The organism is Desulfonatronum thiodismutans, assembly GCF_000717475.1.
GTDB classification, from domain to species: Bacteria; Desulfobacterota; Desulfovibrionia; order Desulfovibrionales; family Desulfonatronaceae; genus Desulfonatronum; species Desulfonatronum thiodismutans.
The window spans coordinates 1-16032 of record NZ_JPIK01000016.1; the positions used below are offsets into that span (position 1 = coordinate 1).

At 56.6% G+C, this 16032-nt stretch carries 13 protein-coding genes and 1 tRNA gene; all 14 read left to right on the forward strand.

Features of this window, described 5'->3' with window-relative positions; genetic code table 11:
* A partial coding sequence (locus GY33_RS0112360; RefSeq protein ID WP_031387632.1) for an EF-Tu C-terminal domain-related protein occupies positions 1 to 433 on the forward strand: 433 nt, incomplete at its 5' end.
* Positions 434 to 467: 34 nt separating this feature from the next.
* Positions 468 to 617 carry a 50S ribosomal protein L33 gene (gene rpmG, locus GY33_RS0112365; protein WP_028573510.1) on the forward strand — a complete coding sequence of 50 codons (150 nt, stop codon included), beginning with the start codon at positions 468 to 470 and terminating at the stop codon, positions 615 to 617.
* Between the two features lie 21 nt (positions 618 to 638).
* A tRNA-Trp gene (locus GY33_RS0112370) sits at positions 639 to 715 on the forward strand.
* A 19-nt stretch (positions 716 to 734) separates the two neighbouring features.
* A complete protein-coding gene (secE, locus tag GY33_RS0112375) occupies positions 735 to 983 on the forward strand; it encodes a preprotein translocase subunit SecE (protein WP_031387633.1) in 249 nt (82 codons plus the stop codon).
* 71 nt (positions 984 to 1054) lie between these two features.
* Positions 1055 to 1600 (forward strand): transcription termination/antitermination protein NusG, encoded by a 546-nt coding sequence (nusG, locus tag GY33_RS0112380; protein WP_031387634.1) that lies wholly within the window; start codon positions 1055 to 1057, stop codon positions 1598 to 1600.
* 36 nt (positions 1601 to 1636) lie between these two features.
* Entirely contained in the window at positions 1637 to 2062 is a 426-nt protein-coding gene (gene rplK / locus GY33_RS0112385) for a 50S ribosomal protein L11 (RefSeq protein WP_028573513.1), read from the forward strand.
* A gap of 18 nt (positions 2063 to 2080) precedes the next feature.
* Complete coding sequence (gene rplA, locus GY33_RS0112390) at positions 2081 to 2779, forward strand: 50S ribosomal protein L1 (RefSeq protein WP_031387635.1); 699 nt, start codon at positions 2081 to 2083, stop codon at positions 2777 to 2779.
* A gap of 169 nt (positions 2780 to 2948) precedes the next feature.
* On the forward strand, positions 2949 to 3479 hold the full coding sequence (gene rplJ, locus GY33_RS0112395; RefSeq protein ID WP_031387636.1) for a 50S ribosomal protein L10: 531 nt from the start codon (positions 2949 to 2951) through the stop codon (positions 3477 to 3479).
* 40 nt (positions 3480 to 3519) lie between these two features.
* A complete protein-coding gene (gene rplL, locus GY33_RS0112400) occupies positions 3520 to 3903 on the forward strand; it encodes a 50S ribosomal protein L7/L12 (protein ID WP_031387637.1) in 384 nt (127 codons plus the stop codon).
* 522 nt (positions 3904 to 4425) lie between these two features.
* The gene (gene rpoB / locus GY33_RS0112405; protein WP_031387638.1) at positions 4426 to 8526 is read left to right on the forward strand and encodes a DNA-directed RNA polymerase subunit beta; all 4101 of its coding nucleotides are present in this window, start codon (positions 4426 to 4428) and stop codon (positions 8524 to 8526) included.
* Positions 8527 to 8677: 151 nt separating this feature from the next.
* Positions 8678 to 12835 carry a DNA-directed RNA polymerase subunit beta' gene (gene rpoC / locus GY33_RS0112410; protein ID WP_031387639.1) on the forward strand — a complete coding sequence of 1386 codons (4158 nt, stop codon included), beginning with the start codon at positions 8678 to 8680 and terminating at the stop codon, positions 12833 to 12835.
* 210 nt (positions 12836 to 13045) lie between these two features.
* Complete coding sequence (rpsL, locus tag GY33_RS0112415; protein WP_028573519.1) at positions 13046 to 13420, forward strand: 30S ribosomal protein S12; 375 nt, start codon at positions 13046 to 13048, stop codon at positions 13418 to 13420.
* Between the two features lie 15 nt (positions 13421 to 13435).
* Positions 13436 to 13906 (forward strand): 30S ribosomal protein S7, encoded by a 471-nt coding sequence (gene rpsG / locus GY33_RS0112420; protein ID WP_031387640.1) that lies wholly within the window; start codon positions 13436 to 13438, stop codon positions 13904 to 13906.
* 15 nt (positions 13907 to 13921) lie between these two features.
* Positions 13922 to 16000: an elongation factor G gene (gene fusA / locus GY33_RS0112425; RefSeq protein ID WP_031387641.1), complete on the forward strand. Its 2079-nt coding sequence runs from the start codon at positions 13922 to 13924 to the stop codon at positions 15998 to 16000.
* Positions 16001 to 16032: the final 32 nt, after the last annotated feature.

The following is a 16032-nucleotide window of genomic DNA, read 5'->3' on the forward strand; positions in this document are numbered from 1 at the left end:
CCGCAAGACGGTCTGCACGGGCGTGGAGATGTTCCGCAAGCTGCTGGACCAGGGCCAGGCCGGCGACAACATCGGCGCGCTCTTGCGCGGCGTGAAGCGCGAGGACGTGGAACGCGGGCAGGTTTTGGCCGCACCCAAGTCCATCACCCCGCACCGCAGATTCGTGGCCGAGGTATACGTCTTGTCCAAGGAAGAAGGCGGTCGTCACACTCCGTTCTTCAGCGGGTATCGTCCGCAGTTCTATTTCCGGACCACGGACATCACCGGCGTGGTGACCCTGGCGGAGGGCGTGGAAATGGTCATGCCCGGGGACAACGCGACCTTCAACGTGGAGTTGATCGCCCCCATTGCCATGGAACTGGGCGTGCGCTTCGCCATCCGTGAAGGCGGCCGGACCGTCGGCGCCGGCGTCATCTCCGAAATCGTCGAATAATCCGGTTTCGGTATCCTGAACTAAAGGAAGCGTTATGCGAATCAATGTGTTACTGGCTTGCCTCGACTGCAAGCGACGCAATTACGCCACGGAGAAAAACAAGAAAAACTCCACGGGGCGGATCGAAATGAAGAAGTTTTGTCCGTTCTGCGGAGGGCATCGGGTCCATCGGGAAACGAAGTAGTCGACGTTTTCTCTGTAATGCAGGCCAGTAGCTCTAACGGTTAGAGCACCGGACTCCAAATCCGGGGGCTGGGGGTTCGAATCCCTCCTGGCCTGCCAACTTCTTAGCGGATGAGATATGGCGAAATTACAATCAGGCGACGACAAAAAGGCTCCGGCCAAACGCTTCGACATCAAGGAAAAAGCACTTCAGTTCAAGGATTTTTTTGAAAAATCCAAACTGGAGTTGAAGAAAGTGACTTGGCCGACACGCAAGGAGACGACGGCCACCTGTATGGCCGTCGTCGTTCTTGTAATCATCATGTCTCTCTTTCTTGGTCTCGTAGACCTGGCCCTGGCCAAAATCGTTGAAGTTATACTCTACTAGGCTCTAATTTCCTTCGTCCAAATCCTCCTGTTCGGCCTCACGGCGTTCACGGCGGGCAACCCTCGATATCCATGGAAACGACAACAGCGAAACCGCAATGGTACATCGTTAACACGCACACGGGATTTGAACAGCGTGTTGAACGAACCATCAAAGAAATGATCCGGACCAGCAGAGCGCTTGGTCTGATCGAGGAAGTCGTCGTTCCGACGGAGAAGGTGGTGGAACTTGTCAAGGGGGAGAAAAAGACTTCCACGCGCAAGTTCTACCCCGGATACATCATGGTCAAGATGGTTCTGACCGACGAATCCTGGCATCTGGTTCAATCCTTGCCTCGGGTGACCGGTTTTTTGGGAGGAAAGAACAGGCCGTTGCCCATGCCGGAGCGAGAGGCGTTGAAAATTTTGGACATGATGGAAACGCGTCAAGAGCAGCCTCGTCCCAAATTTTCTTTTGAACGCGGCGACGAGGTCCGCGTCATCGACGGACCGTTCGCCAATTTCAACGCCGTTGTGGAAGATGTCAACTACGATAAGGGCAAGCTGAAGGTAACGGTCTCCATTTTCGGGAGGCAGACGCCGGTGGAACTGGAATTCGTCCAGGTGAGCAAAACATAATTCCGTATTGTCGCGGATCATTGAGCAGGTATATTCATGGCCAAGAAAATCAAAGCGAAAATCAAGCTCCAGGTTCCGGCCGGGGCTGCCAACCCTTCTCCTCCCGTCGGCCCCGCATTGGGGCAGCACGGGGTGAACATCATGGAGTTCTGCAAGAGCTTCAACGCCAAGACGCAGGACCAAAAAGGCATGATCACTCCCGTGATCATCACGGTGTACGCGGACAGAACTTTCACCTTCGTCACCAAGACCCCCCCGGCCTCGGTGCTGCTGCTGAAAGCCGCCAAGTTGGACAAGGGGTCCGGCGAACCGAACAAGACCAAGGTCGGCAAGGTCTCCAAGGCCCAGGTGGAGGAGATTGCCAAGTTGAAGATGCCGGATCTGACCGCGGGGAGCCTCGATGCCGCCATGCTGACCGTAATGGGGACAGCGCGGAGCATGGGACTCGAGGTTGAAATTTAGGGGAAAGGAAGAAAGATCATGCCCACACATGGAAAAAAATATCGCAATGCCGTCCAGGATCTGGACCTGAAGAACAAGTTTCCGGTCAAGGACGGCTTGGATTTGGCCTTGAAGCTTGCTTACGCGAAGTTCGACGAAACCGTCGACGTCGCCGTCTGTCTCGGAGTTGATCCGAAGTACTCGGATCAAATGGTCCGTGGCGCGGTGACCTTACCGCACGGCCTGGGCAAGGAAGTCCGAGTCGCCGCGTTCTGCAAGGGAGACAAGGAAGCTGAAGCCAAGGATGCCGGAGCCGATTTCGTCGGCGGCGAGGATCTGATCGAAAAAATCAAGGAAGGCTGGCTTGAATTCGATCAGGCCGTGGCCACTCCGGACATGATGGCTCTGATCGGAAAGATTGGTCGGATTCTCGGGCCGCGCGGCCTGATGCCTAATGCCAAGACCGGGACCGTAACCTTCGACATCGGCAAGGCGGTCAAGGAAATGAAGGCCGGTCGCGTTGAGTTCAAGGTTGACAAGGCCGGAGTGATTCACTCTCCCTTGGGCAAGGTTTCCTTCGGTGCGGACAAGCTTGTGGACAATCTGCGTACTGTCATCGACACCCTCACCCGTCTCAAGCCTGCTTCCGCCAAGGGCACGTATTTCCGTTCCATGGCCGTTTCCACGACCATGGGGCTCGGCATCAAGCTCGATATGCAGAGCATGCCGCGAGACTGACGTCCCGTCGCACTATCCATCGAGCCTGTGTTCAGCAGGCTCGATGTTTCATTTTTCGGATGGCAAATCCGGAGTCAAAGACAGCAGGTGGAGTGAACTCCTTAATTTCCTGCCGAGACCCACTTTGGCTCTTCTTTGCCGTACCATGCCGCAAAGGAGGTGAGAACACGTGAATAGAACGCAAAAAGGCGAAGTCATAGAGAAATTGCGAGGCAAGGCTTCCACGGCCAGCATCGCCATCGTGACGGACTTCAAAGGTCTGAAGGTTGAGGAAGTGACGCCGTTGCGCGTCAAGCTACGGGAATCAGGGGTTGATTATCATGTCGTCAAGAATACCCTGGCCCGCATCGCCCTGGATGGTACGCCGCACGCGGTCTTGAACGACTCGCTCAAGGATTGCTGCGCCATTGCCTTTAGCGCCGGGGACCCGGTCGCAGCAGCCAAGATCCTCGTCGAATTCGAGAAGGGCTCTAAGAATTTCAGCACTCGATTCGCGAGTCTTGAGGGCAAATTCCTGTCCACAGCTCAGATCGACGAGTTGGCCAAGCTGCCCGGAAGGGAAGTGTTGCTGGCCAGGGCCCTGGGGACCATGAACGCGGTGCCGACCAATTTTGTCGGATTGTTCGCCAATATTTTGCGGAACTTTCTGTACGCTTTGAACGCGATCAAGGACCAGAAGGAACAGACGCAATCAGTTTAATCTTACGAGCCAAAGCTTAAGCCATCAGGAGAATATCATCATGAGCGTTACCAAAGAACAAGTTGTTGAATTCATATCTAACATGACCGTCCTGGAACTCGCCGAGTTCATCAAGGAATTGGAAGAGAAGTTCGGCGTCTCCGCCGCCGCTCCCGTGGCCGCCGTGGCCGCTGCTCCGGTTGCCGGCGCTGACGCTCCGGCCGCGGAAGAAAAGACCGAGTTCGATGTCGTTCTGGCCAGTGCCGGCGGCAACAAGATCAACGTGATCAAGGTCGTTCGCGCCTTGACCGGTTTGGGACTGAAGGAAGCCAAGGCCAAGGTCGACGAAGCGCCTTCCGTGATCAAGGAAGCCGCGGCCAAGGCCGACGCCGAGGAAGCCAAGAAACAGTTGGAAGAGGCCGGCGCGACGGTCGAGTTGAAGTAGCCGCGAACCCGGTGAGTTTTTCAGGAAGCGTGGGATTCCCGCGCTTCCTGTTTCCTTTTTTGTTTATCAGCCCGCATCAAACTTGTCTTCTTCCGAAATAGCCAGGGCCGAGGGGACGCTTGGAAGAAGAATGGTCACCGCGCTAAGGTGAGTGTCAGGACAATTTCCTTTCGTAATGCTCGAAAATTCACTTCACGGTCGGCCGCTTTGAAAGATGAAGCGCCATACGACACAGTCTGTGTTAACGTTTTATTCTGCACGCACTGAGAGCATTAACCGTCAACATCTCTTCGAATTCCGAATCTCCAGTTGAGTTTTTTTATTAGTCCATATTACCTGGCATGATCCACTCCCATCATCTTTTATCTGATTCAGAACAATGAATCAATCTCTCCAAAGATGGGGATTGTCGTTGTCGGCGACAGTCGGTCAACAATCAAATGCCGTTTGCAATATCACGCCCATGCGCCCGGCGCGCATTTATCATAGAAACTTTTTACACGCATTACGTTGAGGGTGACGATGACACAACTTGTTAAAAAGTTTGGTAAAATCCAAAGTGTTCTCAATACTCCCCATCTTCTCGAACTCCAAATTCAATCCTATCACCATTTTCTTCAAAAGGATATCGCGACGGCCGCGAGAGCAGATGTTGGACTTGAAGGCGTTTTTCGCTCTGTTTTCCCTATTCACGACTTCAACAAAACCGCGACGCTTGAGTTTGTCAGCTATGAAATAGGTCAGCCAAAGTTCGACGTCGCGGAATGTCTGGCCAAGGGGTTGCACCATGAAGCTCCCGTCCGCATTCGCGTCCGGCTCGTGGTCTTTGACGTGGATGAGGAAACGGGGAACAGGTCCATCCGGGACATCAAAGAACAGGACATCTATTTTGGTACGATTCCGTTGATGACGGAAAAGGGCACCTTTATCATCAACGGGACCGAACGGGTGATCGTCAACCAGTTGCAGCGTTCTCCTGGAATTATTTTCGAGCACGACTTCGGCAAGACCCACACCAGTCGCAAGGTGCTCTACTCCTCGCGGATCATTCCCATGCGCGGGTCCTGGCTGGATTTTGAGTTTGACCACAAGGACATTTTCTATGTGCGCATCGACCGGCGTCGCAAGATGCCGGTGACCATCCTGCTCAAGGCCATGGGGATGACCAATGAAGACATTCTGAACTATTTTTACAAGACCGAATACTACCAACTCGAAGGCGACAAGGTCTATCGCGAAATTCAGGAATCCCTGGTTCGCAAGGAACAACTGTACGCGGATGTGACGGATTCTTCGGGCGAGGTTCTGGCTTCGGCAGGAACCATGGTCAAGGCTCGGATCTGGAAGAAGATCATCAAAGCCGGGATCACCAAGCTGGAGATCGACCCCGCGCAACTGCCCGGTCAGTTTCTGGCCCAGGATGTCGTCCATCCCGAAACCGGGGAAGTGCTGGCCATGGTGGGCGACGAAATCACCGAACCATTCCTCGAGCAGTGCAAGGAAGCCAATCTGTTGCGCCTCCCGGTGCTGTACATCACCGGGGTTGAAGTTTCGGCCACGGTTCGCGAGACCATGCAGCTGGACAAGACCACGGATATCGAGTCGGCCCAGGTAGAGATCTTTCGCCGGTTGCGCCCCAGTTCACCGCCTACGGCCGAGGTGGCTTCGACCTTCTTCGACAATTTGTTCCGCAATCCGGACTACTACGACCTATCTCCGGTGGGTCGCTATAAGCTGAATTCCAGACTGGGCCTGGACGTGCCCCTGGAGCAGCGGACCTTGACCAACGACGATATCCTCAAGGCTCTGAAGCATTTAGTTGAGTTGAAGGATTCCCACGGTCCCTCCGACGACATCGACCACCTGGGCAATCGTCGCGTCCGTCCCGTGGGCGAGTTGGTGGAAAACCAGTACCGCATCGGCTTGGTACGCATGGAACGGGCCATCAAGGAACGGATGAGTCTCCAGGATGTGGCCACGCTGATGCCCCATGACCTGATCAATCCCAAACCCGTGGTGGCCGCGATCAAGGAATTTTTCGGCACTTCCCAGCTTTCCCAGTTCATGGACCAGACCAACCCGCTTTCCGAAGTGACCCACAAGCGGCGTCTTTCCGCACTTGGTCCCGGCGGCCTGACCCGTGATCGGGCCGGGTTCGAGGTCCGGGACGTGCATACCAGCCATTATGGTCGGATTTGTCCCATCGAAACCCCGGAAGGACCGAACATCGGTTTGATCGTCTCCATGACCACCTTTGGCCAGGTCAACGCCTTCGGCTTTATCGAAAGTCCGTACCGGATCGTCAAAAACGGTCAGGCCTCCCTGGATGTATTGTACATGGACGCTTCCCGCGAAGGCGGGGAGGTCATCGCCCAGGCCAACGCCGAGCTGGACCGTGACGGACGTTTCGTCAACGAGATCGTCACGGCTCGGGTCAAGGGCGACTTCGCCCTGGTCAACCGGGACGAGGTGACCATGATGGACATCTCTCCCAGCCAGATCGTTTCGGTTTCCGCGTCCTTGATCCCTTTTCTGGAACACGACGACGCCAACCGAGCTTTGATGGGGTCGAACATGCAGCGTCAGGCTGTTCCTTTGCTACGCTGCGAGCGACCCATCGTCGGCACGGGCATGGAGAGCATCGTGGCCCAGGATTCAGGAAGCTGCGTTCTGGCCGCCGGGGACGGCGTGGTGCGCTATGCCGACGCTGAACGGATCGTGGTCAGCTACGAAGGGGATTTGTTTCCGGAAACCGGGGGGTTGAAGGTTTACGAACTGCTCAAGTTTCACAAGTCGAATCAGAATACTTGTTTCGGGCAAAAGCCTCTGGTCGCGGAAGGACAGACCATCACCAAGGGCCAGGTGCTGGCCGACGGCCCCGGAACTCAGCAGGGCGAACTGGCCTTGGGCAAGAACCTACTCGTGGCTTTCATGCCCTGGTGCGGTTACAACTTCGAGGATTCCATTCTGATTTCCGAGCGGGTGGTCAAGGAAGACGTCTTTACCTCCATGCACATTGAGGAATTCGAACTGGTGGCCCGGGACACCAAACTGGGCCCGGAAGAGGTGACCAAGGACATTCCCAATGTCGGCGAAGAGATGCTGCGCAACCTGGATGAAAGCGGGATTATCCGCATTGGCGCGCCGGTTCAGCCCGACGACATTCTGGTGGGCAAGATCACGCCAAAGGGAGAAACGCAGCTTACGCCCGAAGAAAAATTGCTTCGGGCCATTTTCGGGGACAAGGCCCGGGATGTAAAGAACTCCTCGCTCAAAGTCCCACCGGGTATTGAGGGCACGGTCATCGATGTGCGGGTTTTCAACCGACGGATGGGGGACAAGGACGATCGCTCCAAGGCCATTGAAAAGGACAAGCTGATCCGGTTGGAGGCCAAGGAACGGCAGATCATTTCCGGACTGACGGAGGCCATGCGGGAAAAAGTCTGGCGGGTAGTGGACGGAAAACGGCTCGGCCAGACGCTGATGGGCAAGCGCAAGGGCGAAGTGCTCGTGGGAGCGAATATGTTCATGACCCGCGACGTTCTGGATCAGGTGCCTTTGAAAAAACTGGCCGGATTGTTCGTGGCCAAGGCCGTGAACGACCAGCTTCAAGAGCTGATTGGGGACTATGAGCGACAGATCAGCTTTGTTCAGGAATCCTACAAGATCAAAAGCGAGCGGATCACCGAGGGCGACGATTTGCCTCCTGGCGTGATCAAGATGGTCAAGGTGTACGTGGCCGTGAAGCGCAAGCTGTCCGTGGGCGACAAGATGGCCGGCCGTCACGGCAACAAGGGCGTGGTCTCCTGTATTTTGCCCGAGGAAGACATGCCGTTCTTCGCCGACGGAACTCCCGTGGACATCGTTCTGAACCCACTGGGCGTGCCCTCCCGAATGAACATCGGGCAGATTATGGAAACCCACCTGGGCTGGGGCGCGTTGGAACTGGGGAAACAGGTGGCCCGGATGGTCGAGCGAGGCGATGATGTGGCCCATTTGCGCCGGGAGATTAAGGACGTCTTCGACTCTGAGGCCATCTCCTCCCTGGTCGACGAGCTGGACGACGAAGACTTCGTCTCCGCCGTGCGGGAACTGCGCAATGGGATCATCACCAAGAGCCCGGTTTTTGACGGCGCCCATGAGGATGAAATCTGGAAATGGCTGCGCAAGGCCGGATTGCCGGAGGACGGGAAGAGCGTCCTTTTTGACGGACGAACCGGCGAAGCCTTCCACAACAGGGTGACCGTGGGCAGCATGTACATCCTGAAGCTGCACCACTTGGTTGACGAGAAAATCCATGCTCGTTCCACTGGACCTTACTCCCTGGTCACCCAGCAGCCTTTGGGCGGCAAGGCTCAGTTCGGCGGACAGCGGCTGGGCGAGATGGAAGTCTGGGCCATGGAAGCCTACGGCGCGGCCCATGTGCTCCAGGAGTTCCTGACCGTCAAGTCCGACGACGTCACCGGCCGGGTGCACATGTACGAGAAGATCGTCAAGGGCGACAACTTTCTCGAGGCCGGTCTGCCGGAGTCCTTCAACGTGTTGATCAAGGAATTGATGTCCCTGGGGTTGGACGTCACGTTGCTCCAGGAAGAGAAGAAGAAACGCCGCGGTTCCGCCTAGCGGGATGTTGGAAAGCATCCCGGGCGTAAAGTCGCCACCGGGATGACTGACGGCTTGCGAGGAGCGGTTTTTCCCGATCAAAGACCAACTGGTCGGGATTGAAAGCGGTTTGCCACAGAGAGTGATCCGAGGACCCAAAGGGGGACACACAATGTCGTTAGACGAACTTTTTTCCATGCGGGGAAGTTCTTCAACCACGCCCAACAGCAAGACGCTCAAGGGCATTAAGATATCCATCGCCGCGCCGGAGACCATTCGTGAATGGTCTTTCGGCGAGGTTAAGAAACCGGAAACCATCAATTACCGGACCTTCAAGCCGGAGCGGGACGGTCTGTTCTGCGCCAAGATCTTTGGCCCGGTGAAGGACTACGAGTGCAATTGCGGCAAGTACAAACGGATGAAGCACCGAGGGATCGTCTGCGAGAAGTGCGGGGTGGAAGTGATTGCCTCCAAGGTCCGCAGGGAACGGATGGGGCATATCGAGTTGGCCTCGCCGGTGGCCCATATCTGGTTTTTGAAAAGCCTGCCCTCCAAGATCGGCACACTTCTGGACATGACCATGGCCGATTTGGAAAAGGTGCTCTACTTCGATTCCTTCATCGTTTTGGACCCCGGACAGACCAACCTGCTGAAGTACCAGGTCATCTCCGAGGAACAATATTACCAGGTTATCGAACACTTCGGCGAAGACGCCATCACCGTGGGGATGGGTGCGGAATCCATCCGCAAGCTGATCGAGGAACTGGACCTTGCGGCGCTCAGGACCGAGTTGCGTGAAGAGGGCGCCAAAACCAAGTCCCAGACGAAAAAGAAGAAGGTCGCCAAGCGCCTGAAGATCATTGAGGCCTTTCTGGAGTCCGGTAATCGCCCGGAGTGGATGATCATGGAAGTCATCCCGATCATTCCTCCGGAGCTACGGCCTTTGGTGCCTCTGGACGGCGGACGCTTCGCCACTTCGGATCTCAATGACCTTTACCGCCGGGTGATCAATCGGAACAATCGTCTGAAGCGGTTGATGGAACTGGGCGCTCCGGACATCATCATCCGCAACGAAAAGCGGATGCTTCAAGAGTCCGTGGATGCGCTGTTCGACAACGGCCGTCGTGGACGTCCGATTTCCGGAACGAATGGTCGTCCGCTGAAGTCCCTGAGCGACATGATCAAAGGCAAGCAGGGCCGGTTCCGTCAAAATCTTTTGGGCAAACGGGTGGACTATTCCGGCCGCTCGGTGATCGTGGTCGGGCCGAAGCTGAAGCTGCACCAATGCGGCCTGCCCAAGAAAATGGCCCTGGAGTTGTTCAAGCCATTCATCTATTCCCAGTTGGAAAAGCGCGGATTGACCACGTCCATCAAGGGCGCGAAGAAGATGGTCGAGCGCGAGGACGTGGTGGTCTGGGATATTCTGGAAGACGTGGTCCGGGAATACCCGATCATGCTCAACCGTGCCCCCACTCTGCACCGTTTGGGGATTCAGGCCTTTGAACCGCTGCTGGTGGAAGGCAAGGCCATTCAGCTCCACCCGCTGGTCTGCACCGCGTTCAACGCGGACTTTGACGGCGACCAGATGGCCGTGCACATTCCTTTGTCCATCGAGGCCCAGATCGAATGCCGGGTATTGATGATGTCCACGAACAATATCCTGTCCCCGGCCAACGGGGTGCCGATCATCGTTCCCAGCCAGGATATCGTGCTCGGCCTGTTCTACCTGACGGTGGATCGCTCCTTCAGCAAGGGGGAAGGGAAGGTTTTCGCCGATTCGTGGGAGGTCAGCGCGGCGTATGACGCGGGAGCCCTCGATCTTCATGCCCGGATCAAGGTCCGGATGGACGGGAAGCTGGTGGACACCACCCCAGGGAGAATCCTGGTGGCGGAGTTGCTTCCTCCGGGGGTCCCCTTCGAACTGGTCAACCAACTTCTGAACAAGAAGAGTATCGCCCGCTTGGTTGGCGAGGCATATCGACGGGCCGGGATCAAGGCCACGGTCATCCTCTGCGACCGCCTCAAAGACATGGGGTACGAGTTCTCCACCCGGGCCGGCCTGTCCGTGGGCCTGAAGGACCTGACGATCCCGGAGCAAAAGGAAGTCATTCTGAAAAACTCCTTTGAAGAGGTGACCCATATCGAGGCCCAGTACCGCGACGGAATTATTACCCGGACCGAGAAATACAACAAGGTCGTGGACGTCTGGACCAAAGCCACCAACGACGTGGCCAAGGAAATGATGCACACGATGTCTCATGAACTTCTGACCGATGAAAAAACCGGTCGGCAAGAGGAGAATATCAGCTTCAACCCGATCTTCATGATGTCCACATCCGGTGCACGTGGCAACCCGGACCAGATGCGTCAGCTGGCCGGGATGCGCGGCCTGATGGCCAAGCCGTCGGGGGAAATCATCGAAACGCCGATCACGGCCTCGTTCCGTGAGGGGCTGACCGTGCTCCAGTACTTCATTTCCACCCACGGAGCACGAAAAGGCTTGGCGGACACGGCGCTGAAAACGGCCAACTCGGGGTACCTGACCCGACGACTGGTGGACGTGGTCCAGGACGTGCAGATCTATGAAAAGGACTGCGGCACCGTGGACGGCCTGGACATCGGACACATGATCAAGGCGGGCGAAATCAAGGAGCGGCTGAGTCAACGCGTTGCCGGTCGGTTGACCATGTTCGACGTCTTCGACCCGGTCACGGACGAGGTGATGATTCCGGCGAACACACTGATCAGCGAGCAGTACGCGCAAATGATCGAGACCTCGGGCCTGAACGCCATGACTGTGCGCTCGGTGGTGACCTGCAAAAGCCCTCACGGGGTCTGCGCGTCCTGCTATGGCCAGGATTTGGCCACGGGCCGTCTGGTCAACGTGGGCGAGGCCGTGGGAATCATCGCGGCCCAGTCCATCGGCGAGCCGGGTACCCAGCTGACCATGCGCACTTTCCACATCGGCGGTACCGCGTCCAAGGAAATCGAGCAGTCCTCCATCACGGCCCACTTTGTCGGTCGGGTGATTCTCTCCCGGGTCAAGACCGTGGAGAACTCCGAAGGCCATGCCCTGATCATCAACAAGAGCGGTCAGTTGAGCATCGTGGATGATCAAGGCCGGGAGCGGGAAAAGTATACCTTGCCCCTGGGCGCGAAGCTGTTCGTCCAGGATCAGCAGGAAGTGGAAAAAGGCAAATTGCTGGTGGAGTGGGACCCTTTCAACGAACCCTTTGTCGTGGACGTGGAAGGTTCGGTCCGGTTTACGGATATCATCGAGGGGCGGACTTTCCAGGACAAGATGGATGAAACCACTCTGCGGACCACCAAGACCATTATCGAGTACCGGACGACCAATTATCGCCCGGCCATTGCCATCCATGACGATCAGGGCACCCAGGTGATTCGTCCGGGGACTAATTCCCCGGCCATGTTCCAATTGCCCGTGGGCGCGGTGCTCATGGTCCAGGACGGCGACCAGGTCCGTCCCGGAGACATCATCGCCCGGAAGCCGCGGGAGACCTCCAAGACCCGCGACATCGTCGGCGGTCTTCCCCGCGTGGCCGAACTGTTCGAGGTCCGCAAGCCCAAGGAACTGGGAGTGGTTTCGGAAATCGACGGTCTCGTCTCCTTCGGGCCGGACGCCAAGGGCAAGCGTAAGCTGATCGTCACCCCGGACACCGGTGAGGCGAAGGAGTACCTGGTGCCCAAGGGCAAGCACATCACGGTGCAGGAGGGCGACCTGGTCGAAGCCGGCGAGCTGCTCACCGAAGGCTATCCGGAGTTGCACGACATCCTGAAGATCAAGGGCGAGAAACAGTTGGCCAAGTATCTCGTGGAAGAGGTCCAGGACGTGTATCGGCACCAAGGGGTGCAGATCAACGACAAGCACATTGAAGTGATCGTTCGACAGATGCTGAAAAAAGTTCAGGTCATCGAGCCGGGAGAGACAACGTTTCTTCTAGGCGAGCAGGTGGACAAGCATCGCTTCATGCACGAAAACCTGCGATGTCTGGAAAACGGACTGCAGCCGGCGGTGGCCGAGCCGCTGGTACTGGGCATCACCCAGGCTTCCTTGAACACGGACTCGTTCATCTCCGCGGCGTCGTTCCAGGAAACAACCAAGGTCCTGACCGAATCTTCCCTGCGCGGCAAGGAGGACTATCTGCTGGGACTCAAGGAGAACGTGATCGTCGGACGACTCGTTCCGGCCGGTACGGGCTATCGTCGCTACACGGATTGCGACATCATCGTCCCGGAACAACCGGAGCGAGAAGATTCCTTTCTGGAGGATCTGGAGCAGGACCATCTGTTGGTGGACGAATACTGACCACCATCAGGCACATGCCTCGGACATAATCACGACCTGGTTTCGTGATTGTCCGCGGGAAGTGGAAACCGGACGACCGGTTTCCACTTTTTTACGCCCGAAAGCGCGCACGATGTCGGACCTTGGATCGGAGTTTGAAACAAGGGTTGACAAGCAGAGCTTGAAATAATAAACATCCCCTCTTTTGACGTTCAATCTGGAGACGCATGTATGCCCACGATCAGTCAGTTGATTCGCAATGAGCGAAAGAAAATCGAAAAGCGGAAAAAGACCCCGGCCCTGCAGAGCTGTCCGCAACGTCGCGGCGTCTGCGTTCGGGTTTATACGACCACCCCGAAGAAGCCGAACTCGGCATTGCGAAAGGTTGCCCGTGTCCGGTTGACCAACGGGATCGAAGTGACATCCTATATTCCCGGAGAAGGTCATAATCTTCAAGAGCACTCCGTGGTCATGATTCGCGGTGGTCGCGTCAAGGACCTGCCCGGCGTGCGTTACCACATCGTGCGCGGCAGTCTGGATACCTCCGGGGTGCAGGACCGCCGCCAAAGCCGCTCCAAGTACGGGGCGAAGCGACCAAAATCGTAAAAGGATCAGAGAAACATGCCAAGAAAAGGACCCATCCCGAAGCGAGTCATTCTGCCTGACCCGGTGTACGGCAGCCAGTTAGTCACCAGGTTCATCAATCGGTTGATGTATGGTGGCAAGAAAAGCGTAGTCGAAGGCATCTTCTTTCAAGCCCTGGACTTTCTCTCCGAGAAAACTCAGGAGCCGGCTTTGAAGTCATTCGAGCAGGCCGTGGACAACGTCCGCCCCCAGGTCGAGGTTAAGTCTCGGCGCGTGGGCGGCGCGACTTATCAGGTACCGATTGAGGTCGCTTCCGGTCGGCAAACTTCGTTGGCCATTCGGTGGCTGATCAATTACTCCCGGAATCGTGGGGAGAAAGGCATGGTGCAGCGTCTGGGCGCGGAGCTCCTGGATGCCTACAACAATCGTGGTGGAGCCGTGAAAAAGCGTGAAGACACGCATAAGATGGCTGACGCGAACAAGGCCTTTGCGCATTTTCGCTGGTAAAATAAGGATTTACTCGTGCCAAGAACCGTACCAATAGAGCGGCAGCGCAATATCGGCATCATGGCCCATATTGACGCCGGAAAGACGACGACCACCGAACGGATCCTTTTTTATACCGGGGTTTCGCACAAGATCGGAGAGGTTCATGACGGGCAAGCTGTCATGGACTGGATGGTCCAGGAGCAGGAGCGGGGGATCACCATCACATCCGCCGCCACGACCTGCATCTGGAAGGATCACCGGATCAACATCATCGATACTCCCGGCCACGTGGACTTCACGGTGGAAGTGGAACGCTCCCTGCGGGTTCTGGACGGAGCCGTAGCCGTATTTTGCGCTGTGGGCGGGGTGGAGCCTCAGTCCGAAACCGTCTGGCGACAGGCTGACCGCTACAAGGTACCGCGCTTGGCCTTCGTGAATAAAATGGATCGGACCGGCGCGGACTTTTTCCGTGTCGTGGAGATGATCAAAGATCGGCTTAAAGCGAAGCCTGTTCCCTTGCAGATTCCCATCGGAGCCGAAGAAAATTTCAAGGGCATCATCGACCTTATTCAAGGCAAGGCCCTGTTTTTTGACGACGGTTCCGTGGTCGTCAAAGAGTACGCCTATGTCGATATTCCCGAAGAGTATCGGGAAGAGTTTGATTCCTGGCGTCAGCTCATGCTGGAAGCCGTGGCTGAGGAAGACGAGGAACTTCTTGAGAAATATCTGGGCGGCGAAGAGCTGGAACCGGAATCCGTGATGAACGCCGTGCGCGCTGCTACCATATCCATGAAGATTTGTCCGGTGCTGTGCGGTTCGGCATTCAAGAACAAAGGGGTGCAGCCGTTGCTGGATTCCGTCGTGTCGTTCTTCCCGAGTCCGGTAGACGTTGCGGACATGAAGGGGGTCAACCCCGATACCGGCGAGGAGATGACCAGCCCCTGCAACGACGACTTGCCACTGAGCGCCTTGACCTTCAAGCTGGCTAATGATCCTTATGTCGGCCACTTGGCGTTTCTGCGCATCTACTCAGGGAAGATCGAAAGCGGGATGACCGTGGTCAACATCACCAGCGGGAAAAAGGAGCGCATCGGTCGTCTGCTGAAGATGCATGCCAACAAACGCGAGGAAATCAAGGAAGCCTACGCCGGGGACATCGTCGCCGCCGTAGGCCTGAAGCACGCCTCGACGGGAGATACGCTTTGTGCTCCGGAGAGGTTGATCATGCTGGAGTCCATGGATTTCCCCGAGCCGGTCATCGAGGTAGCCATTGAGCCCAAGACCAAGGCCGACCGCGATGCACTGAGCCAGTCCTTGGCCAAGTTGGCCAAGGAAGATCCTTCCTTCAGGGTCAAGACCAATGAAGAGACCAACCAGACCTTGATCGCCGGGATGGGAGAACTACATCTGGAAATCATCGTCGACCGTTTGACCCGAGAATTCGGAGTGAACGCCAACGTCGGTCAGCCCCAGGTGGCGTACCGGGAAACCATCACCGTCCCGACGAAGCAGGAAACGCGGTACGTCAAACAAAGCGGTGGTCGCGGCCAGTACGCCCACACCGTCATGGAAGTCGAACCCCAGGAGCCGGGCGGTGGATTTGCCTTTACCAATTCCATCGTCGGCGGCGTCATTCCCAAGGAATACATTCCGGCCGTGGAAAAGGGCGTCAAGGACGCCATGAGTTCCGGGGTGTTGGCGGGGTTCCCGGTGGTGGATATCTCGGTGAAGTTGGTGTTCGGGTCCTTCCACGAGGTGGACTCATCGGAGCAAGCCTTTTTCATCGCTGGTTCGATGTGCTTTAAGGAGGCCTGCCGCAAAAGCAAGCCGGTCCTCCTGGAACCGGTGATGTCCGTGGAAGTGCTGACGCCGGAGGATTATCTCGGCGACGTCATGGGCGACGTCAATGGGCGCAGAGGGAAGATCACCAATCTGGAGTCCCGACACGGAACGCAGATCATTCGTGCCCACGTTCCGTTGAGTTCCATGTTCGGTTATGCGACGCAACTGCGGTCCATGACTCAGGGGCGGGCCAGTTACAGCATGCAGTTTGACCATTACGAGCGAGTTCCGGCGCAAATCGCCGAAGAAATCATTTCCAAGCGGAAGTAGGGGGATATCACATGGCCAAGGCAAAATTTGAG

Coding starts and splice junctions, on each gene's coding strand:
- nusG (WP_031387634.1), top strand. CDS start 1,055: ATGGAAACGACAACAGCGAAACCGCAATGGTACATCGTTAACACGCAC.
- rplL (WP_031387637.1), top strand. CDS start 3,520: ATGAGCGTTACCAAAGAACAAGTTGTTGAATTCATATCTAACATGACC.
- rpsG (WP_031387640.1), top strand. CDS start 13,436: ATGCCAAGAAAAGGACCCATCCCGAAGCGAGTCATTCTGCCTGACCCG.
- rpoC (WP_031387639.1), top strand. CDS start 8,678: ATGTCGTTAGACGAACTTTTTTCCATGCGGGGAAGTTCTTCAACCACG.
- rpmG (WP_028573510.1), top strand. CDS start 468: ATGCGAATCAATGTGTTACTGGCTTGCCTCGACTGCAAGCGACGCAAT.
- rpsL (WP_028573519.1), top strand. CDS start 13,046: ATGCCCACGATCAGTCAGTTGATTCGCAATGAGCGAAAGAAAATCGAA.
- secE (WP_031387633.1), top strand. CDS start 735: ATGGCGAAATTACAATCAGGCGACGACAAAAAGGCTCCGGCCAAACGC.
- rpoB (WP_031387638.1), top strand. CDS start 4,426: ATGACACAACTTGTTAAAAAGTTTGGTAAAATCCAAAGTGTTCTCAAT.
- rplA (WP_031387635.1), top strand. CDS start 2,081: ATGCCCACACATGGAAAAAAATATCGCAATGCCGTCCAGGATCTGGAC.
- rplK (WP_028573513.1), top strand. CDS start 1,637: ATGGCCAAGAAAATCAAAGCGAAAATCAAGCTCCAGGTTCCGGCCGGG.